The sequence below is a fragment of the Paenibacillus sp. GQ49 genome (genome assembly GCF_059759055.1).
Genome location: NZ_JCAXEL010000001.1, coordinates 867445 through 888300, shown reverse-complemented (window position 1 = coordinate 888300; position 20856 = coordinate 867445). Strand labels below are relative to the sequence as shown.

At 47.6% G+C, this 20856-nt stretch carries 23 protein-coding genes; 18 read left to right on the top strand and 5 right to left on the bottom strand.

The features are described from left to right. Window positions 1-4 precede the first annotated feature (4 nt). Window positions 5-1015: a carbohydrate ABC transporter permease gene (locus AC6CIF_RS04080; protein ID WP_084174508.1), complete on the top strand. Its 1011-nt coding sequence runs from the start codon at window positions 5-7 to the stop codon at window positions 1013-1015. Between the two features lie 28 nt (window positions 1016-1043). After that, window positions 1044-2006, top strand: coding sequence for a glycosyl hydrolase (locus AC6CIF_RS04075; protein WP_053061496.1), 963 nt, complete (start codon window positions 1044-1046; stop codon window positions 2004-2006). Window positions 2007-2153: 147 nt separating this feature from the next. Here the strand turns inward: AC6CIF_RS04075 and AC6CIF_RS04070 are convergent, their stop codons facing one another. Further along, entirely contained in the window at window positions 2154-2420 is a 267-nt protein-coding gene (locus tag AC6CIF_RS04070; protein ID WP_498198025.1) for a SunI/YnzG family protein, read from the bottom strand. Window positions 2421-2577: 157 nt separating this feature from the next. On the opposite strand from AC6CIF_RS04070, the gene AC6CIF_RS04065 reads away from it, so the two are divergent. Next, window positions 2578-3120 carry a hypothetical protein gene (locus tag AC6CIF_RS04065; RefSeq protein WP_498198023.1) on the top strand — a complete coding sequence of 181 codons (543 nt, stop codon included), beginning with the start codon at window positions 2578-2580 and terminating at the stop codon, window positions 3118-3120. A gap of 179 nt (window positions 3121-3299) precedes the next feature. Next, window positions 3300-3908, top strand: a complete 609-nt coding sequence (locus AC6CIF_RS04060; protein WP_498198022.1) for a DUF1349 domain-containing protein — start codon at window positions 3300-3302, stop codon at window positions 3906-3908. Between the two features lie 26 nt (window positions 3909-3934). Here the strand turns inward: AC6CIF_RS04060 and AC6CIF_RS04055 are convergent, their stop codons facing one another. Next, window positions 3935-5041 (bottom strand): MFS transporter, encoded by a 1107-nt coding sequence (locus AC6CIF_RS04055; protein ID WP_498198020.1) that lies wholly within the window; start codon window positions 5039-5041, stop codon window positions 3935-3937. Window positions 5042-5129: 88 nt separating this feature from the next. Continuing rightward, window positions 5130-5660 (bottom strand): TetR/AcrR family transcriptional regulator, encoded by a 531-nt coding sequence (locus AC6CIF_RS04050; protein WP_498198018.1) that lies wholly within the window; start codon window positions 5658-5660, stop codon window positions 5130-5132. 203 nt (window positions 5661-5863) lie between these two features. Between AC6CIF_RS04050 and AC6CIF_RS04045 the strand changes: the two genes are divergently transcribed. The 3 genes from AC6CIF_RS04045 (at window position 5864) to AC6CIF_RS04035 (ending at window position 8035) form a co-directional block, all read left to right on the top strand. After that, window positions 5864-6709 (top strand): AraC family transcriptional regulator, encoded by an 846-nt coding sequence (locus AC6CIF_RS04045; protein WP_498198016.1) that lies wholly within the window; start codon window positions 5864-5866, stop codon window positions 6707-6709. A gap of 214 nt (window positions 6710-6923) precedes the next feature. Next, window positions 6924-7193, top strand: a complete 270-nt coding sequence (locus AC6CIF_RS04040; protein WP_498198014.1) for a nucleotidyltransferase family protein — start codon at window positions 6924-6926, stop codon at window positions 7191-7193. A gap of 107 nt (window positions 7194-7300) precedes the next feature. Next, complete coding sequence (locus AC6CIF_RS04035) at window positions 7301-8035, top strand: YdcF family protein (protein ID WP_498198012.1); 735 nt, start codon at window positions 7301-7303, stop codon at window positions 8033-8035. Window positions 8036-8133: 98 nt separating this feature from the next. Here AC6CIF_RS04035 and AC6CIF_RS04030 read toward each other — a convergent pair whose 3' ends face one another. Both AC6CIF_RS04030 and AC6CIF_RS04025 read right to left on the bottom strand, forming a co-directional pair. Then, window positions 8134-9468, bottom strand: coding sequence for a M56 family metallopeptidase (locus AC6CIF_RS04030; RefSeq protein WP_498198010.1), 1335 nt, complete (start codon window positions 9466-9468; stop codon window positions 8134-8136). Between the two features lie 6 nt (window positions 9469-9474). After that, entirely contained in the window at window positions 9475-9849 is a 375-nt protein-coding gene (locus AC6CIF_RS04025; RefSeq protein ID WP_133384094.1) for a BlaI/MecI/CopY family transcriptional regulator, read from the bottom strand. A 167-nt stretch (window positions 9850-10016) separates the two neighbouring features. Between AC6CIF_RS04025 and AC6CIF_RS04020 the strand changes: the two genes are divergently transcribed. The 11 genes from AC6CIF_RS04020 (at window position 10017) to AC6CIF_RS03970 (ending at window position 20835) form a co-directional block, all read left to right on the top strand. Beyond that, complete coding sequence (locus tag AC6CIF_RS04020; protein WP_498198008.1) at window positions 10017-10538, top strand: hypothetical protein; 522 nt, start codon at window positions 10017-10019, stop codon at window positions 10536-10538. Between the two features lie 116 nt (window positions 10539-10654). Further along, window positions 10655-11545 (top strand): TIGR01777 family oxidoreductase, encoded by an 891-nt coding sequence (locus tag AC6CIF_RS04015; protein WP_498198007.1) that lies wholly within the window; start codon window positions 10655-10657, stop codon window positions 11543-11545. 603 nt (window positions 11546-12148) lie between these two features. Further along, window positions 12149-13150 carry a beta-ketoacyl-ACP synthase III gene (locus AC6CIF_RS04010; RefSeq protein WP_498198005.1) on the top strand — a complete coding sequence of 334 codons (1002 nt, stop codon included), beginning with the start codon at window positions 12149-12151 and terminating at the stop codon, window positions 13148-13150. Continuing rightward, window positions 13140-14432, top strand: coding sequence for an ATP-grasp domain-containing protein (locus AC6CIF_RS04005; protein WP_498198004.1), 1293 nt, complete (start codon window positions 13140-13142; stop codon window positions 14430-14432). The genes AC6CIF_RS04010 and AC6CIF_RS04005 overlap by 11 nt, the downstream gene beginning before the upstream one ends. Further along, a complete protein-coding gene (locus AC6CIF_RS04000) occupies window positions 14429-15424 on the top strand; it encodes an NAD-dependent epimerase/dehydratase family protein (protein WP_498198002.1) in 996 nt (331 codons plus the stop codon). Before AC6CIF_RS04005 ends, AC6CIF_RS04000 begins: the two co-directional genes overlap by 4 nt. Continuing rightward, window positions 15418-16278, top strand: coding sequence for an MBL fold metallo-hydrolase (locus tag AC6CIF_RS03995; RefSeq protein WP_498198000.1), 861 nt, complete (start codon window positions 15418-15420; stop codon window positions 16276-16278). Before AC6CIF_RS04000 ends, AC6CIF_RS03995 begins: the two co-directional genes overlap by 7 nt. Continuing rightward, window positions 16275-17627, top strand: a complete 1353-nt coding sequence (locus AC6CIF_RS03990; protein ID WP_498197998.1) for a F390 synthetase-related protein — start codon at window positions 16275-16277, stop codon at window positions 17625-17627. Before AC6CIF_RS03995 ends, AC6CIF_RS03990 begins: the two co-directional genes overlap by 4 nt. 35 nt (window positions 17628-17662) lie before the next feature. After that, window positions 17663-18583 carry an SDR family oxidoreductase gene (locus tag AC6CIF_RS03985; RefSeq protein ID WP_498197997.1) on the top strand — a complete coding sequence of 307 codons (921 nt, stop codon included), beginning with the start codon at window positions 17663-17665 and terminating at the stop codon, window positions 18581-18583. Between the two features lie 214 nt (window positions 18584-18797). After that, window positions 18798-19379: a DJ-1/PfpI family protein gene (locus tag AC6CIF_RS03980; RefSeq protein ID WP_498197995.1), complete on the top strand. Its 582-nt coding sequence runs from the start codon at window positions 18798-18800 to the stop codon at window positions 19377-19379. After that, a complete protein-coding gene (locus tag AC6CIF_RS03975) occupies window positions 19376-19954 on the top strand; it encodes a GNAT family N-acetyltransferase (protein WP_498197993.1) in 579 nt (192 codons plus the stop codon). Before AC6CIF_RS03980 ends, AC6CIF_RS03975 begins: the two co-directional genes overlap by 4 nt. Then, a complete protein-coding gene (locus tag AC6CIF_RS03970; RefSeq protein ID WP_498197991.1) occupies window positions 19951-20835 on the top strand; it encodes a serine/threonine-protein kinase in 885 nt (294 codons plus the stop codon). The genes AC6CIF_RS03975 and AC6CIF_RS03970 overlap by 4 nt, the downstream gene beginning before the upstream one ends. The last annotated feature ends 21 nt before the right edge of the window (window positions 20836-20856 follow it).

Sequence of the window (20856 nt, the reverse complement as noted above, 5' to 3'; positions counted from 1 at the left end):
GATTATGGCTGCATCAGGGACAGATCGCATGGTGGTAGTTCCGAAGCAGAATTATCACATGCATCGGGTGCGAAACAAAACATCGGACCTTCTCTATTCCATATTCAGATATGCACTGGTCATCGGCATTTCATTTATTATTTTGTACCCGTTATTTCTCAAAGTGTCAGTTGCGTTTAAGGATAAACAGGATATCTACAATCCAACGATCTATATGATTCCCCAGCACTTTACATTGGATAATATCCGGCTAGCGGCGCAAGTGATGGATTACCTGCCTCTGCTGGCGAACACGTTATTGTTTGTTACCATCACAACGCTTCTGACAGCGATATCCTGTGCACTTGCCGGATATGGCTTCGCCCGGTTTTCGTTTCCGGGTAGTAATGTACTCTTCATCCTTGTGATTCTGACGATTCTGGTGCCGACAAGCACACTTATGGTGCCAATGTATCTGCATTTCCGCAGCTTTGACTTTCTCGGCATCATCCAGTTGTTCTCTGGAAAAAATGGCATCAATCTGCTGAATACGTATTGGCCTTCCATGATCACGGCTGCTACAGCGGGAGGGCTGAAGGCGGGGCTGTTCATCTATATTTTCCGTCAGTTCTTCAAGGGCATGCCAAAGGAAATCGAGGAGGCTGCATTGATTGACGGCGCAGGTGGATTCAAAACGTTTGCTCGAATCATGCTGCCCAATGCAATCTCGCCGCTGATTACGGTCATTTTATTCTCGTTTGTATGGCAGTATAACGATACCTTTTATTCGGCATTATTCATGAGTGAAAGTCCACTGATCTCGCTGAAAGTGGCTTCTTTACCTGCTCAGGCGAACCAGTTGATTCCCCAGCTGATGGGCTTTGGCTCGAACTCGGGCATCAAGGCCGATCCAAACTATGTGGCGATGATTGTGGATACAGGCATTTTGCTGGCTATTGCACCCCTGATTATTTTGTATCTGTTTGTGCAACGTTATTTCGTGGAGAGTATTGAACGTTCTGGTGTAGTGGGTTAACATGTTAAATCTAATTGGAGGTGTAGAGATGACAGTGCGTGAGATCAGCAGAGTTCCGGTGAATAAAGCAGCGACTCCCGAAGCAAAAGAACTGATGGCGTTCCTGGTAGAGCGTTATCAAAAAGGGATGTTGTCAGGCCAGCAGGATTACAGCAACCTAAACTGGATTAATGAAAATACAGGACGGAAACCAGCTGTGATTGGCTTTGATCTCATGGAATATTCGCCATCAAGAACAGAGCGCGGTGCGGTCTCCCAGGAGATTCGGGATGCGATAGACTGGCATAAACAAGGCGGGATCGTGACGCTATGCTGGCACTGGAACGCACCGACGGATCTGATCGATGAACCAGGTAAAGAGTGGTGGCGGGGGTTCTATACGGACGCGACAACCTATGACCTTGCCTCCGCGATAGCTGATACTGAATCGGAAGCATATCAGTTATTGATTCGGGATATAGATGTTATTGCTACACATTTACAGGAGCTGAAGGATGCTGGTGTGCCTGTATTATTTCGACCACTTCATGAAGCGGAGGGTGGCTGGTTCTGGTGGGGAGCGAAAGGCCCCGAACCTGCCAAACAGTTGTATCGTTTGTTGTATGATCGATTGGTTCAAGAACATCAGCTGCACAATCTTATCTGGGTCTGGAACTCGGAAAAACCGGAATGGTATCCAGGGGATGATATCGTGGATATTGTGAGTGTAGATGTATACCCGGAAGCGGGAGATCACAGCCCGCTGGCGGCACGTTACACCAACCTGCGAGAGCTTGTGAAGGATAGTAAAATCATTGCACTGGCCGAGAACGGCTCCATCCCTGACCCTAAGCAGATGAAGGAACAGGATGTACACTGGAGTTGGTTCTGTACCTGGACAGGTGGATTCCTGAGAGACGGGACGCATAATGAACTAACGTTTTTGAAGGAATTGTACCATAGCAAAGAGGTCATTACGCTCGATCAGTTACCGAAGTGGAGTTGGTTATAAGAATCCCACGTCCAACTTGAATTGGAATCAATGAAGCGTTAGTATTCGCTGTAAGAATTCATGCGAATACTAACGCTTCATTTGTTGGTAGCGCACTTTTGTTAATGGAACCCATCACCCCTGAAACATTAGAAGTTGAACAACCATTTAGTTTGACGGGTGTAACATAGCTTGGATATTGGTATGTAAAGTCACGCTGGAAGTGAATAAAATATACGATTGATTCACTGTGCGGATCAGAATCCTCTCGCTTGTGCCATTGACTGGACCGAGCCGAATCGCAGATGGTTCGCTTCCACCGTACGCATCATCCAGGGTGACCGATGTGATATGTGTGATGGGAATTTCAATTTTGGAAAACTGCCACCGGATGACCAGTTGATCTTCTACTTTTTTCACGTTAACACCAAACATAGGATGACCTCCTGTTGTGATTCAAATTATTGAAGTAATCTCGTATGTCCAGTTTATCATATTTTGGATAAAATTACCTTATTAATAATAAAGAGTTACGATTTCTACAAACTGATTTCGAAAGTCCAATTCTATCCTGTGCAAAGGAGGAGAATGTATGAACGACTGGAATGCCTATCATTATTTTGAACAAAGTCTTGGTCCTTTCAGAAATCTCTCCAGCCTGTCTGCGGATGAAGCAGAAACAGTTACCCAGAAGATCCGTCTTCAGGGACGGAACTTTGCCAGTCGGCGACCCGCAGATTACATGACAATTCGCAGAACACTTGAACAAAGGGCTTATGAGCAGTTTGTTGTCAAAGGTGGGAAGCCGGTACAATCATATCCCCATTATCTGACGCTCGGTGCATGCGAATGGCTGTTGTCCTGGTATTCAGAACCCGATCATGTAATCATTCCGTGGGTTGACCTTCCAGTTGAAGTTGTGAGTTTTACCTACGGGGACTTGTTTCCAACAATGAGGTTTGACGATGCTAAACCTTATCGTAAGCAGATCTATACCAAGGATGAAATCATGGAAGTTATTCAGTTCTATGGTTGGCCTCAGGAATGGAACCGTAAAGGTGATAAGGGGCCGGAACGATATATTGAGGTACAAGTCTGGGACGAACGTATTATCCAACCGTGCACACGTGACTGAGCCCGTTATGAAGATTTTTGATTTTATTATCGATCGCAAGAAGTGATCATGCGGAGATATCAGTGTACGATATCGAGGGATGGGAACTTGATGTAAAACATAGAGGATTAACCATGATGTATATCGAATACAAATAGAGAAATTAGAAAACTTATACTCCAACACAAAGGGTGTGCCACATGACGAGTCTATTCGAACATTGTTCAGGTAAAACATTATCTGCTAACCTGGGATGGCTTAACGAGCCAACAGATTGGTCCATTGAAGACGGCAAAGTAACGATAACCGTTTCGCCGATCAGTGACTTTTTCATTGATCCGGGAGGTGAGCCGGTGAAAGCTTCAGCTCCATTTTTACATACGATAGTCAAGGGAGATTTCAGCATCGTCACTCGAGTACAGGTGGACATGAAAGAACAGTATGACTCAGGCTGCCTGATGGTGAGGGTGGACGATACGAATTGGGCTAAAGTCTGCTTCGAATATTTTGAAGAACAGCCGTCTATTCTTAGTGTTGTTACTCGTGGTAACTCGGATGATTGTGTATCAGCACCTGTAGACGTTAATAAGCCTTATTTACGTGTAGCCCGGGCAGGCAACAGCTTTGCTTTCCATTATTCTCAGGATGGAGAGAAGTGGAAGCTGGTTCGTTATTTCGGACTCGACTGCCCGGAAGAAATCAAAGTTGGCATTGTGGCCCAATCCCCCATTGGGCAAGGGACCACGGTTACTTTTACAGACGTACAGCTTCAACATGGAGTGACCGGAAGTGTTCGCCGGGTAAAATAACAGCGATCAGAAGGTTGTTTTGTCATTTATTTCACCCGAATTAACATTCCGAACAGACCGAGTATAGCAAAAGCCAGAAATGCCGTTGTATTAGAAAACACTTCGATCGTATAACCTGCCATAGAAGAGCCAAGGAATTGCCCAACACCCAGCGCGAGAAAGGCAAGGCTAATTCCGATGGACACATTTGGACTGAATAGTCTCGTCGCCCAAACGATAAATACACTGGTCAGGAAAATATACGTGCTGCCAAACATGATCGCAGAGATGAGACTGGCAGTCATTGATGGCAGAAGGATTACCCCCAGTGAGATAGCCAATAAAAGTATACCTATTCGGTAGGACCACCCAATCTCGAACCGTTCAATAATGCGGCCAGCGCATCCACCGAGTATCCCCATAACCCCCATCACAATCCAGAACAACACGGCTTCCGAATCGGAGGCCCCTTTCTCGTCTGTGAGGAAGTTCCGGGCAAAGGTCCAATAGATAGCAGAACTGAAACCTGTCAGCAGACAAGCCATGAGCAGAGCAGACCCTGGTCTGGTTGGTTTCATACATGTCCAGAGAGACTTGGTACAAGGCAGTGTCTTGGTTGCCGGAATAACACGTCTGTTCCACAAAAGAACCACAACACCGATTACAGCAAACAGGATGTAGGTTAGACGCCAGTAATCCGTGAACAGCCAGTAGAGTGGACCTGATATTACAATCCCGAAGCTGGTCCCTGTGTTAATCCAGCTGTTGCCTCTTGCTTGTAGCTCGGGAGCAAGCTCGGCATTAACTGTGTTACCGAGGGCTGGAGAGGCCCAGCCTGTACTCAAACCTGCTAGAAATATACTAAATGTAAGAACCCATGCATTCTGAGCCAGGGCAATGCCGGTTAATCCGAGCACTGCGCTGATTCCTGCCAATTGAATGACATAATGATGTCCCTTGCGATTAATCAACAATGGTGCAGTTAGAAGGGACAGACAGTAGGCGATATACGTTCCTGAGTTAATCGCGCCAGAGGCTGCATCATTCAATTGTAAGGCTTCCGAAATTTCCGGCATAAACAGTCCATAACTGAATCGCCCGAATGCATAACATACAGCGATTAGTGCAATGCCTGGAAAGATAATTTTTTTCATTAAATCCACCGCCTTTTAGATAGAACGATCATTATATTTCTTGTGAAATAAAAAAGTGAGTTGAAATATTAACTCACCCGGAATAGCTTTATTTGAAACTGGTTTGCGTCATATGGATCAGTTCACGGCAGACGTCATTTACATTTTCTGTCTCAGCGAGTGCCGTGGAACCCTCCAGCAGCAGGGAGAATTGCAATAGATCTCGAACACTTGCAGCAGGCGCCAATGTTTGGATTAACGTTCGCATATGTCTTTTATGCGCATTCACTGTTTGGACGATGATATGATCTGTATGACCTCCGAATTCTTCTTTGGCGCGTAGAAATAAGCACCCTCTTGATTCGTGTTCCTTCAGCCAAGTTGCATGTCCTTCAGCCAGATTGAGGAACATGGGTTGTGCTTTATTGTCTGCATATTGCCGGAGTTGTTCTAAATAACGCTGTTCGCGCCGCAGGAGCACCTGGACGATGAGATCATCCTTGGACTCAAAATGATTGTATAGCGTCATAATCGCGATCCCGGCATCCGTGATAATCCGCTTCAAACCGATGGAATGGAAACCGTGAAGGTAGAACAATTCTTCAGCCACGTTCAAAAGCATTTCCTTTTTGCTGCTCATGATCAGTAATACTCTCCCTTCAAAATAAGATAGAACGATCATTATACTCGTAGGCTATAGTAAATCGTTTACATTGTCAAATTCTGTGAGCAGGGCGCTATATGAACTACGTCGTTGCACATTAACCGGACATATGAGAGCACAACATGACAGGTTGTTGGGTGGTTTATCCGTTATATTAGACATCAAGGAGTGATTATTACATGAACTGGATCAACGCATTACATGTCGCTATTCAATATATGGAAGACCACTTGCTCGAAAATATGAAGATGGAGCAGATTGCAGCGCAGGCCCATATCTCTCCTTTTCACTTTCAACGTACCTTTGCCTTATTAACTGATGTTACTGTAGCTGAGTACATAAAACGCAGACGATTGACACTGGCGGCACATGAGCTTCTGCAAAGTGATCACAAAATCATTGATCTGGCGTTTAAATACGGTTACGACACACCGGAATCTTTCTCCAAAGCATTTCGTAGACAACATGGGATCGCACCCAGTGAGGCTCGAAAGAATAGTAACACTGTCCAATCGTATAATCGTCTGGTGATTCAAGTGAGTCTAAAAGGAGCAGAGCCGATGAAATATAAAATCGTTGAATATCCCGAATTTACGTTGGTCGGAGTAGAGCAAACTTTCTCATATGCAGATCAAGAACATCTGCAAGGCATCGGGAAGATGTGGCAGGAAGCGTGGGCGAGCGGCACAGAGGATCGTTTATTTGAACTGAACAACGGGGATATTCCAGGGTTACTTGGCGTCGTTGTGGATCAGAGCGAAATACAGGAGAAACAGATGCAATACTGGATTGCTACAACTAACGATGGTGAAGTACCTGAAGGATTATCAAGCTTCACCATGCCTGCTTCCAAATGGAGTGTATTTGAAGTAGAAGGCCCGATGCCGGAAAGTATGCAGCTTCTGTGGAAACGGATTATTTCGGAATGGTTTCCATCCAACCCTTATGAGCACGCATATATGCCGGAGCTGGAAGTATACCCGGGCCCCAATCAACCGCCACAAATCTGGATACCAATTAAATAAATTTTAACCGTTTCAAACTCGATCATTGTCGCCCATAAACATTCGGATAACCGAAGCTGTTTATGGGTTATTTGGTCGTGATTAGTCAGAGATTCGAAGGTGTACAGAGGAAGTTCAAGCGTTGTTCATTTTATTGCAGCCAGGTAAACATGATATATTGGAGTGAAGGTTAGCAGCTATAAGAGGACAATGAGGTAAACCGCAGGAGGCAGATATGTTATATGAGAACCCATTCATTCAGACGATCATCAAACACGAGCAATTAATGCACGATCTGCGGAGAGTTCGTAGTCTCCATTTACCTCAAAGTTACATAGGTGCAGGATATATTCGTAATTATATCTGGGATGTTCTGCATGGATATGATCTTCGTGAACTTCACAGCGATATTGATGTTGTCTATTATGATGCGCAAGACTTGCGTGAGGAACGAGACATACAACTCGAACAACAGCTTCGTGAGGAGACGGGCAATTCAAAGTAGTCGGTCAAGAAGTGCTGGCAGGAACAATGGAAGAAACTAACGATAATAACAGCTTGAATAATAAGTGATTTGCGGAATAGCGGGTACAAGAAGGAGTGTCTACGGATTTGATAAAAAAGTTCTTACACAAAAATGGACTGATCATTGATCTTGTCCTGTTGGCATGTTTTGTGGCGTTCCTGGCCTTCTGGGGCCAAAGATTCCCAGTGATGTTTTTTGGAATGATCACGGTGGCTTTTATCGTTCTAAGACGGATTGACTATCAGAAGCATGTTATTCTGAAACGGATTATCCTTACCGGAATTAGCGTGGCTGCCGTCTCTTTTGTCATTATCGAAGCACTTGTATTCACACAGCTTGGTGCGAATGATCCGGAAGAAGCGGACTATGTCATTATTCTGGGTTCAGGCATCCGTGGAACGGAATTGTCATTGACCCTAAAACAAAGGTTAGATGCCAGTCTGGACTATATTCGCAGTCACCCTCAGACACCCGTAATTGTATCAGGTGGGCAGGGACCTGGAGAATCGATTCCTGAAGCGCTCGCCATGAAAAACTATCTGATTGAACAGGGGATTAACCCTGGCCAAGTCATTATGGAAGATCGCTCCACAAGTACACAGGAGAATTTGGCCTTTTCCAAAAAAATCATTCTTGAATCCGGGTTAGAGCACCCCGAGATCATGATTGTCACCAGTGACTATCATATGTTCCGCTCCAAGTATATCGCTGCCAAGAACGGTTATGCAGCAGAATACGGCATATCGGCCCCGTCACCGGGTTATCTGAAACCCGTCAACATGATTCGTGAATATTTTGCAACAATCAAAACATTTATCTGATGCACAGGACAGAAAACGAAAACAGGACGAAGCGGAGATCTATGATCTATGCTTCGTCTTGTTTGCATATAAGGTGGCTATTGCTCCTTAAAGATAGGTTATTTTTCTGAAGGAACAGGTACAGCTTTGGTGACCTGGGCCTCGGAAGGGACGGATACGATTTCAGGAGATCCACCCGTAGAAGGAACAGTTGCTGCTTCTACAACTTTAGCCTCAGAAGGTTTAGTAGTAGAAGGTTTAGTAGTAAAAGGTACAGTAGCAGACGGAACTGGCACAGCTTCGGAAACTTCATCCTCAGGGAAAGCCACGATTTCAGGAGTTTCGGAAGTAGAAGGAGCAGTTACAGCTTCGGAAATTCCGACCTTGTTGGGAGAAGCTACGATTTCAGAAGATCCATCAGTAGAAGGAACAGGCACAGTTTCAGAAGCTTCAGCCTCTACTTTAACCGTATGGTTTGATGCCCATACTGCGGTGGACGTACTTACACCTGTAATAAGCAGGAGGGCTCCCATACCTATCATCCAATGTTTCTTTTTCAGTTTCTTTACATTAAACATAATCATCAATCTCCTTTTTAATTGTTTGCCTTCACCCGATAGGGACGAACAAAATTGAGCAGGTATTTTCTTGGTTCCCGCCATCACATTTAAAATTGTCTCACCATATCGTCTTCGTTCTTCGTGGGACATCTCTTTCACCACATCTTCATCACAGGCCAACTCGCTCCAGGTATGAATGTCCCGGCGAATCATATGAATCAGGGGATTGAACCAGTGCAGGGCACTAACGCCCAAGGTCACAGCCTTGACCCACAGATCTTTATGTTTCAGATGTACCAACTCATGATGAATCACCATGCTGATGTCCATTTTCACCGTATTTTCGGGTGGCAGATATATCGTTGGTTTAAACAAGCCAACCAGTATAGGGCTACGTACTAGGGTGCTGTGAGCAAGCGTGATATTACTTTTGAGACCCAAAGCCTCTTTGATTAATGGTAGCTGTATAGCTGCCTCACTATGACAGAGGACTGGGGTACGTGTACGAGATAATTCATTCAAAAATCTTCGATAACAGTACATCTGCCATGCCGAAAAACCAATGACTCCAATGCCCCATACACATAACAAGAACCAGGCTGTGGTTACCGAAATGGTTTGTTCCGGGATAAACGTTCCTGCAATTACGCCCGAGGCAGTTGCATTCTCCGTACCCGGTATAGTTGATGTCGTTTGGAATGCCATATCCAAAAGCCATGAAAGGCCAAGAGACACCGGGAACAGATAAAACAAGATAGCCAGTTTACCGAGTCTGTAGAGCCACTTGGTCGGAAAAACAGATACGGGTATAAGTCGTAGTGCCAAAATACAAACAGAAACGATACTTCCCGCCACGGTCAGGCTGCACAGAATTTCAAAAAAGATGTTCATCATCTGCACCTACTTTTCCGAAAGCCATTTTTTCAGTTCTGAAATGTCATCGTCTGAAAGCTTGTCGCCATCATACATGGCCGAAACCAAATTCTTGACTGAACCTTGATAGAGTCCATCAAGAACATGCTGCGTTTCCTGTAGTTTGTAATCTTCGGGCTGTAGAAGAGGTACATAATCATTGGTTCGTCCACGTCTCGTGACGGTAAGTGCGCCTTTATCCACCAACCGTGACAGAAAGGTAGACATAGTCTGCGCTTTCCACGCTTTTCCCTTATCAGCAAATATGTCTAATAGTTCTGTCGAGGTGACGGGTGGATCGCATGACCATATAACGACCATTAACTCCATTTCTGTTTCGGATAATTTTTGAATCTGGTTCACCGTGAACACTCCTTAACATCGTTATGCGTCCATAACGATTGTATTACTACACTACGTAGTACGTATAAACTACTACAACTTGTAGTGGATAGTCAAGTTATCCTGATAGATGATTGCCAAACCATGTTATAATATAGGTCATTAATAGAAGAACGATGTAGGAGTGAATGATCATTACAGCATATCAATTACCTGCTCTCTATGAGCAGAAGCGAGTTTCAATGCACGAGATGGAAGAGATTGTACGCCTGTTGGCCCAGGCACCGCTATTATACGATGATGGACAGAGCATTCAGGTTCAGGATTACATGGGAGGCTTGGAGGTCGAACTTGAGCATGAGGTACGCCGTGCAGTGACCGAGTTGTATGAACTGGCTGTTCAGGCCTGCCGCGTCTTCGCTGATCCATTGGCATACGAGCAACTTCAGGATGCGCTTGGGTTACAGGCCGAGTTGTGGCAGGAGGAAGTGCTTACTCTTGCAAAGTGGATGGACTGGCTGAAGCAGATCAGTGAAGGAAAGAGAACACTGCCTGAGTACAACTTTACAGCCATGCTTGGCAATCTGCCAGACGGATTCATGATCCATGATTTTTATGATGAACTCCGATATCAGCTGGAACAAAACCCTGCACACGCATGGGCTATCGACGAGCGGGATCGCTTGTACGCCTCCCTGGGTGCGAAATAAATCAAACTAACGGCTCACCGGCGGTGTTAATCTAATATCTGTATTTTGCATGCATAGAAACATTCCAATCTATATCTTACGAATTCTTTACCCAGTATGGGAAATGAGGGGATACCGTGAAGAAGGTTGTATTGGCTGGTGGAACGGGATTTGTCGGACGTGATTTTGCCCATAGATTCAAGAAGCAGGGTTATGAGGTGTTGATCATCTCGCGTCAGCCCGGTCATATTGCTTGGGAGGATCGTGCAGGAATCATAGAGGCACTGGAAGAAGCAGAGATGTTAATTAACCTGGCAGGTAAATCGGTGAACTGCCGTTATACGGAGGAGAATCGCAAAGTCATTCTGGAATCCAGAACCCGTACAACGCGCATTCTGGGCGAAGCCGTCCTGGCTTGTAATCATCCTCCCGAACTATGGATTAATTCGAGTACAGCAACCATATACAGACATGCTGAAGATCGTCCCATGACGGAAAAAGAGGGCGAGATTGGCTCCGGATTCTCGGTCGACGTTGCCAAGGCATGGGAACAGGCTTTCTTTGAATTCAGTCTGCCGTCTACGCGTCAGATTGCACTGCGGATTGCGATTGTGCTGGGCGAGGGTGGTGTGATGGTGCCCATAACAAACCTCGTTCGTTTTGGACTGGGAGGATCGCAAGGCGCAGGAACACAGCAGTTCAGCTGGATTCATATCGAGGATCTCTTCCGCATGGTAATTTATCTGCAAGAGCATCCACACTTGAATGGTGTGTTCAATGCGTCCTCTCCGCATCCGGTGACGAATCGGGAGCTAATGGCGCGTCTGAGAGAACAGATGGGTGTTCGGATCGGACTACCTTCTCCTCGCTGGATGCTTGAGCTGGGCGCACGCTTCATTCAGACCGAGACGGAATTGGTGCTCAAAAGTCGTTGGGTGATTCCCGAGCGAATGGAGAGGGAAGGATTTACTTTCACATACGGTACACTAGATATCGCTCTTGCCGAGATTCTGAATAAGAAGAAATGACAACACAGTATAAATAATAAAACACAACAGGGAGGGCAGAGGCATCTGCCCTTCTATTATATATTTCAAAGTTTCTGCTTCATGGCGTTTCGCCATTGGAGCTGGAGGATTCATTTCATTTATATATGTTCAACTAAACATTTACACGATAACGGAGAGGACAGAAAAAACTTGAAGAAGCGAAGCGTTCGCCTAAAAGCTTTCTGAAAGAAAGCTGCATCGGAAGCATAAGCTTATCCCCGGATTTCCCCATTTTACAAAAGGATTCAAGAAATCTGGGGGTAACAGCGATCGGAAAGTTGTTCTGTCATCGCAGTGTCAGTGTAAATACTAATTAGCTGAAATTATAGAGGTTTTTCAAAAAGTCCGCTTTTGATTACGAAGGATGCCTAGTGTCATCATCAGCATCGAATATGGAATTCAGCCGAAATAAGCTGGAGGCTTACGAAGTATGTTTCCTTTGGAAACATTGTGGTTGCTCACGTAGTTTTCCTACGCTCCGCTACTCCATTTCTAGCTTCATCCCATCTTCTCGGTACTGAAAACCGGTCTTTTTGAATACGAACTTATTATCAGTCAGATGAACAGAAAGAGGTTGGGGAAATGCAACTTAGAAGAGTAAGGATCGCGGGAACAGGGAAGTACCTGCCTGAACAGGAAGTCACCGATGAGGAACTGGATCGCCGCTTGGGCGTGCCTGCGGGCTGGGTTAGCAAAGCCACAGGCGTAGGTGTACGCCATTATGTCTCTGGCGAAGAAACCTCCTCCTTCATGGGCGCGAGAGCTGCCGAAGCTGCACTGGCGGATGCAGGGTTGCAATTCAGTGATATCGACTGCCTGGTGTGTACCAGTGGCACGAAGGAACAACCGTTGCCAAGTACGGCGGTGTTTATCCAGCAGGCCATGGGGCAGCAAGATTCGGGCGTACCTGCCTTTGATATGGATGCAACCTGTCTGAGTTTCCTGAACGGACTAGATGTGATCTCCTATATGGTAGATGCCGGACGTTACCAGCGAGTACTGCTCGTAGCCACCGAGATTGCCTCCGCCGGATTGAATTGGTCTGATAAAGAAAGTGCGGCCCTGTTCGGAGATGGAGCGGCCGCCGTTATTATTGAGCGTTCGCCTGAAGGGTCATTCTCACAGATTGTACATGCTTCCCTTCGAACCTACAGCCGAGGTGCTCGCTTCTCGGAGATTGCAGGTGGAGGTACACGGCTGCATGCTTCGAATTATAAGGCAGATCAGCCGGAACCCTATCTATTTCATATGGATGGACAGGCCATCTTCCGCATGGCTTCCAGACTTTTGCCCGGATTCATTGATGGTATGTTGCAGGCGACCGGGAATAGGATGGAGGATTTCCAATTGGTTATTCCCCATCAGGGGAGTGCCATGGCGATGAGACTGATCCGCAAGAAGCTTGGGATTGCTGAAGATCGGTTTATGGACATCACACGAAATCACGGCAATACGATTGCGGCATCGATCCCGATGGGTCTGCATGAAGCAATTAGACAACAGCGCATTCAGCGGGGAGATCGGGTGTTGATGATTGGCACGGCTGCCGGATTATCATTGGGAGGACTCATTTTTGACTACTAGATCTGGGGAAACCGGACATCATACAGCTGCTTCTCTTCGTGTGCTGCTTACAGGCGGAAGGGCTCCCGTAACGCTCGATCTGGCGCGCATGCTTCATCGGGCAGGCCATCGGGTCTATGTTGCGGAGAGTGCCGTACGGCATCTGACCAGATCATCCAGTGCAGTGGAACAGTGCGCTGTGGTCCCCTCGCCGCGTCATGACACACGTGCTTATCTGGGGGAGCTGGAACGGTTGGCACAGGATTGGCAGATCGACCTGCTGATCCCAATGTGTGAAGAAGTCTTCTATGTTGCTCAAGGGGCAGACAGACTGCGTGCATATTGCCGTGTTCTGGTTACAACCTTGGAGCAGCTGCATGAGCTGCACCATAAATATGATTTTATCCAGCTTGCAGGTTCACTCGGTCTTTCGGTTCCAGATACTTGCCTGATCCACAGTCGGCAGGAATGGATGGAAGCTCAGTCTGTTCTAGGAAAAGTAGGAGATTGGGTGTGGAAACCGGTGTATTCCCGCTTCGCAGCCAAAGTTCGCATGCCAACACTCATGACCGATGACGCTGGGGCAGGGACTGTTCAGGAAGGATACACAAGCGAAAAGAAACATCGACATTTCCGTAACGCCCCTCCGGACGAGGTAGAATTATCATCTAATGCACCTTGGGTTGCACAGGCCTACATTCCTGGTCAGATGTTATGTACATACAGCATAGCCCACGAAGGGCAACTGGTTGCACATGCCACCTACGACAGCCGCTACCGTACAGGTAGCGTGGGGGCCAGTGTGTTTTTTGAACAGGTGGAACATGAGGGTGCCTTTGCGTGGGTGAGACAATTTGTGCAGGCAACAGGTTTTAGTGGACAGATTGGGTTTGATTTTATAGAAGGTCAGGATGGGCAAGTATACGCAATTGAGTGTAATCCGAGAGCAACGAGTGGGATTCATCTGTTTCACCCCGGAGATCACTTGGTGCGTGCACTAATTGAACCGGAGACGTTGGTTAAGGAAGGAAGAATGATCACGCCCTCACGAGGTAGCAAAGCCATGCTGATGCTTCCCATGTTGGGAAGCGGGGCGCAGCAGATCTTTGGCAAAGGGAAGCTCCGGGCATGGATAGCTGCGTGGCGTGGAGCCAGGGATGTGGTCTATGGAGGGCAGGATATCCAGCCTGTATTTGAACAATTCGCAGTGGTGCTAGCCGCATGGCGTCTGTCAAGATCGCAGAAGTGCTCGCTGACTGAAGCTTTGACTCATGACATAGAATGGAACGGTGAACAACAATGAATAGAGTATTGGTTACAGGGGCTACGGGATGTCTGGGCAGGCACCTCACGATACGACTTGCACAAGAGGGATGGGAAGTAACTGGCATGGGCCGACAGCCCAAAGTTGGGGCAGAACTTGAGTTGGCAGGAATCCGATTCCTGAATGGAGATATACGGGATAAGGCTTCAGTGAACGAAGCATGTGCGGGGCAGGATATGGTCTTTCACTGTGCGGCACTATCATCGCCATGGGGCAGATATCGTGACTTTTATAGCAGCAATGTAGAAGGGACACAAAACCTCATTGATGGCTGCCTGCATAATGAGGTGCAGCGATTCATACATGTCTCGACTCCAAGTATATATTTTAACTACATACCGCGATATAACGTACATGAGAATGACCCGTTGCCATCCAAACCAGCCAATCATTATGCAGCCACGAAGCTTCTCGCTGAGCAGGTTGTAATGGAGGGGCATGCGAAGGGACTTCCGTCGATCATGATTCGACCGCGAGCGATCTTTGGTCCGTATGATCAGACGTTATTTCCCAGAATTGTCGCAGCAAACGCAAAATCGGGCGTGCCCATGATCGGTGGTGGACAGGCTTTCATCGATCTGACCTGTGTGGATAATGTGGTGGATGCCCTATTATTGTGTCGCGATGCCTCTGACGAAGCGCTCGGAAGAGCTTACAATATCTCCAATGGCGATCCAAGGGCGTTCAGTGAGTTGGTGAGCAGCCTGTTTGGCATGCTGGATATTCCCTTGCGTCGTCGAAACATTCCTTATCGGATGGCGTATGGTGTGGCAGCGTTGCTGGAGCAAGTTCATGGCTATATTCCTGCGTTGGGTGAACCTACGTTGACACGGTATACAGTCGGCTCCTTATCTATTCCACAGACATTGGATATTACGGATGCAAGGGAGCAATTGGGGTACGTCCCTCGGGTGTCCATTGAAGAGGGATTGCAACAATTTGCAGACTGGTGGAGGACTGAATCATGCTGACGACAACTCCAGTAGAACTATATTTGGGTGCGGCGGGTTACTGTACACATCCAGAGTTTCTGACGCTGCGTGGTGGTCGATTGAGTCCAGTATCTTTCCCGGCAGGGTTTGCCTGCATCATTCATCCCGTACATGGACCAATCCTGCTGGATACGGGATATAGCTCCCGCTTTTTTGAGGAAACGGCTCATCTGCCTAACGCACTGTATCGTCATATTACACCTGTGGTCTATCGTGAAGAGAATAGTGCCGTTCATTTTTTGGCTGGGCTTGGGCTGAAAGCTTCGGATATCCGGTATATCATCCTCACCCATTTTCACGGCGATCACATCGCGGGTGTGCGAGATTTCCCAGAGGCACAATTCATCTATCTGCCAAGAGCTTATGATGCTGTGCGCTCACTCGGTCCGATTGCGGCTGTGAAGGCAGGTTATCTGTCCGGGTTGTTGCCTGAGGATTTTATGGCCAGATCATTGCCTGTTACGCGTCAGCCTGAGCGATGGACAAGAGCGGGGGAAGAGTTCCCTTTTGATGAGGTCTACGATATCTTTGGCGATGGCAGTCTGCTGGGGGTGGATGTATCCGGTCATGCAGAAGGCATGATGGGACTCCTGCTGCGTACGGAAGAACATGACTATTTCCTGTGCGCGGACGCGGTGTGGTCGAGTCGGGCTTTTCGTGAACAGCGCAGACCTCATGCGCTCGCGGGTATTATTATGTCTGATCGACAGGAATACCACCGTAACTTTGACAAGTTGGTTCAGCTGCATCAGCAGTTTCCCCACATTCGGATAGTGCCGAGTCATTGTCGAGACGCACTGGACGCTTGGGGTACAGGAGGGCAGGGACGATGAGCAATACCCTTCGTATTGTGGTTCATTATGCGCTCGCACGTGGGCTGCGAACATGGAAAACGCGAGAACAACTGGAGCGCTGGCAAGAGCGCCGGGTTATTCGGCATGTCCATCAGATCCGTGCCCGATCCCCGTTTTACCGGAAGTGGTGGGACGGCGTGGACGCATCCAACTGGAGAAGCTTTCCGTTGATTGATAAATCAATCATGATGCAGCACTTCGATACACTGAACACGGTGGGCATTACCAAGGATGAAGCGCTGGCTCTTGCAGGTGAAAGTGAAGAAACGCGTGACTTCAAACCCTCCATTCAGGGAGTGACCGTTGGATTGTCCTCGGGTACGTCAGGGAACCGTGGGATATTTCTGGTGAGTGATCGAGAGCAGGATGCGTGGACGGGCACGGTGCTGGCCAAGTTACTGCCTGGTGGACTGTGGAAACCTGCAAAGATTGCATTTTTCCTGCGGGCTAACAGTAATCTGTATGAATCGGTGCAGCGTGGTAAGTTACAGTTCCAGTACTTTGATCTGCTGGAGCGTGTGGAGAACTTGGTGAAGCGGCTGGAAACTTACCAACCTACCGTGTGGGTGGCTCCCCCATCCATGCTGCGTCTGTTGGCGGACGCCTATGTGGCAGGCCACCTGACCGCTGTACCGGATAAAATCATCTCTGTTGCCGAGGTGCTGGACCCCCTGGATCGCAAGGTGCTGGAGCAGGTCTTCGGACAGACCGTTCATCAAGTCTATCAGTGTACAGAAGGGTTCCTGGGTGCGACCTGTCGTTATGGCACACTGCATTTGAATGAAGACATCGTGCATATTGAAAAAGAGTACATTGATCCGGCCACCCGGCGGTTCGTGCCCATTGTTACGGATTTCTCCAGAACATCACAGCCGATCATCCGGTATCGGCTGAATGATATTCTGACCGAGGCGGAGACGCCGTGTGCCTGTGGTTCCCCGTTTACCGCCATTGAGCGGATTGAAGGCCGCTGTGATGACACGCTTTATTTTCCTCATATACATACGGGTGAGGCGGTACCGGTCTTTCCGGATTTCGTCACCCGTTCGGTCATTGCGGCTTCGCCGGATATTGAACATTATCGTGTGGTGCAGCAAGAGGACGGGACAATGGAAGTATCCCTTCGGCTTGGCGGGCGCGCAGTGCTGGAGCAGGTCGAGACTGATGTACGGGGTGAACTGATGAAGCTGGGAGAGCGCCTGAAATGTACGTTACCTGAGATCAGATTTGTTCCGTATACGTTTGAACCGGGAATTACGAAACTTCGCAGGGTCGAGAGACGGCATAACGGAGTATCGGAAAATTCAGGAGTCGAGAGGTATAGGTAGGAAGACAGCAATTACCTGAGGGAGGAAGGTGACGCATGACAGTACAGGAACACCAAACCGAAGTAAGACAGGGACGAAACGACACAGCTTCGGATGTAGTGAAGAAGAGGCAGGAGGGAGCAAACGCTCCTGTGGCCTTAATTACAGGTACATCCAGTGGTTTTGGTATGCTTACCGCAATCACCCTTGCCAAGCAGGGATATCGCGTTGTTGCTACCATGCGTGATCTGAGTCGAAGAGAAGAATTGGTGAAGCTGGCTGAACAGGCGGGGATAACCGAACGTTTGCAATATGTGCAACTGGATGTGACCGATGCTGAATCGGTGCAGAAAGCTGTGGGGACCGTACTTCACAACAATGGCCGAATCGATATATTGGTGAACAATGCGGGATTTGCAGTGGGCGGGTTCATTGAGGAAGTATCGATGGAGGATTGGCGGCGCCAGATGGATACGAATCTGTTTGGATTAATCGCTGTGACCCGTGCGGTCCTGCCTGTGATGCGTGAACAGAAGCAGGGGCTGATTATTAACTTGTCCAGTGTAAGTGGGTTGTCCGGTTTTCCAGGGTATGCGCCCTATGCTGCCTCCAAATTCGCTGTGGAGGGATTCACGGAAAGTCTGCGGCATGAGATGTCTTCGTTCGGCGTTCGGGTGGTATTGGTTGAACCAGGTGCTTATCGCACGCCGATCTGGAATAAAGGTTTGGGTGAGATTCACCGGAGCGAGAACTCCCCATATAAGCATAAGCTGGATGCGGTTCTTCGTTATTCCCAACATGCGAGCGAGACGGCACCTGATCCACAGGAAGTGGCAGATCTGATTGGCCGAATTGCACGGATGCGTGCACCAAGACTTCGATATGCGCTCGGAAAAGGTTCGCGTGTGCTCATCATAGGTAAAGCACTGCTACCGTGGAAGTGGCTGGAGCGGATTATCGCCCGTGGTTTAAAATAGAGATTAGGCAGGAGCCAAAATTGTACAGTTTGCGAATGGGAGGGGTTAGCCATATTCGAACTCATCGTCATTATTTTACTTCTTGCGATTGTGGGTCTGCTCTTTCATATCAATAGCAAGCTGCCAGCGCGTGACCGGGTGAAGGAAGCAATGGAACGGGATCGGAATCAGAAACATAATCAGGATGCTCCAAATTAAAACGCGGAGGTTACCAATGAAAATTGCATTCGTTTTGTTTGATGGACTGACTTTCCTTGATTTTGCAGGGTTTTATGATGTGATCAATCGGTTGAATTTCTTTGAACCTACCAAAGGAACGACGTGGGAAACCTGTGCAATGACAGATCAGGTCACGGATGAGTCTGGCCTAACGTTGAAAGTGGATCGAGTGAAGCCTGACCTGTCGGAATATGATCTCGTGTTTATCCCTGGAGGTATGGGAACGCGCAAGCTTCGATATGACGAGGCATTTGTAGGTTGGCTGAGACAGGCTGAGTCTGTGCCTTTGAAGGTTTCCGTGTGCACAGGCTCTCTGCTGCTGGGTGCAGCTGGTTTTTTATCCGGTAAAAAAGCAACAACACATCCTCATGCATATGATTTGCTTCAGCCGTATGTCGATGAGGTGATTCAAAAGCGGATTGTAAAAGATGGAAATGTAATTACCGCTGGTGGAGTAGCCACGTCCATTGATCTGGGGATTTATGTTGTTGGGTTGCTTGCAGGACAGGAAGCGGCAGCGAATGTAAAACTTCAGATCGATTATCCTTATGAGATGCAGGGAGTGGTCGAAGAATGAATGCAGATCGTAGGCTAAAGACCTATATCATTCGCAATATTCAACGGGATGAAGCAGACATCTACTGGCCTTTGCGACTGGAAGCACTGAGAACACATCCTGAAGCCTTCGGGGCTTCGTTCGAGTTGTCCGTTCAACTCCCCATGAGTGAAGTGCAGGAACGTATACATAATGAACCGGATGATTATATTCTGGGAGCATACTCAGAAGAAGGAACACTGGCGGGAATGATGGGTTTCAAAAGGGAGTACGGCCTGAAACTCAGGCACAAAGGCATGATCTGGGGCGTCTATGTTGCTCCGCCATATCGGGGATGTGGGCTGGCTTCGCGTTTGCTCAGCGAGGTGCTGGATCGGGGAAGGCTTCTGGAGGGAATCAAGCAGATTAATCTGAGTGTTGTGACAACAAATGAAGCAGCCAGACGTTTATATGAGCGATATGGATTTGAAGTCTACGGCATCGAGCGTAACGCATTGGAAGTCCATGGTCAGGGATATGATGAGGCGCATATGAATTACTTTTATACAGAGCACTCAAGATTGCATAATGATGTTAACACAGGAGGTGTCCTATGACAGATCAGATTGAACTTGAGATAGACGGTGTTTCGTTTGTCATAAAAGAAGCCCACTCTTTCGAGTGGTTACGGCCCATGGGTACGGTATTTCGCGTATTCGATCAGCAGGATTCAGGAAATCTCTCCTTTGGTATCGTGCAAAAGGATGGAAAGAGATTGTTCGTAAAGTATGCGGGAGCACATACAATTCATGCGAATCATACAGGAAGTCCCCCGGAAGCCATTCGTAATCTGAAATCATCTGTTTCCGTTTATGAAGATTTGGCGCATGACACGTTGATTCGACTAACAGATCATTTTGCAACTGATGAGGGCTATGCCTGTGTCTTCGACTGGGTAGATGGGGAATGTCTGCATTCCCACTGGTATTTCCCACCTCCAGCCAAGTATGAAGATCCACGTTCGCCCTACTATCGGTTCAGAAAGCTCCCAGTGAAGACGCGCATTCGGGCGATGGAACAGATTCTGAATTTTCATATCGAGGTGGAACGGAGAGGTTATGTGGCTGTGGATCTGTATGATGGCAGTCTGATCTATGATTTTGACAAAAACTTGATGAAAATTTGTGATATCGACTTGTATCGGAAGGGCTCTTTCACTAATACTATGGGACGCATGTGGGGATCTTCCCGCTTTATGTCTCCGGAGGAATTTGAGCTGGGTGCACCCATAGATGCGGTTACCAATGTATTCAATATGGGGGCAATGGCGTTTGGGTTGCTGGGTGGGGAGAAAGATCGTTCCTATGCCAGATGGGATGCTGGAGAAGCGTTGTATCAAGTTGTGATACGTGCAGTCAGCGCCGATCGGTCCCAGCGGTACGCATCAATGGCGGAACTTGGTGAGGCTTGGAAACAAGCTGCGATGCAAGATCAATGAGTGGAGTGAAGAGGATATTCG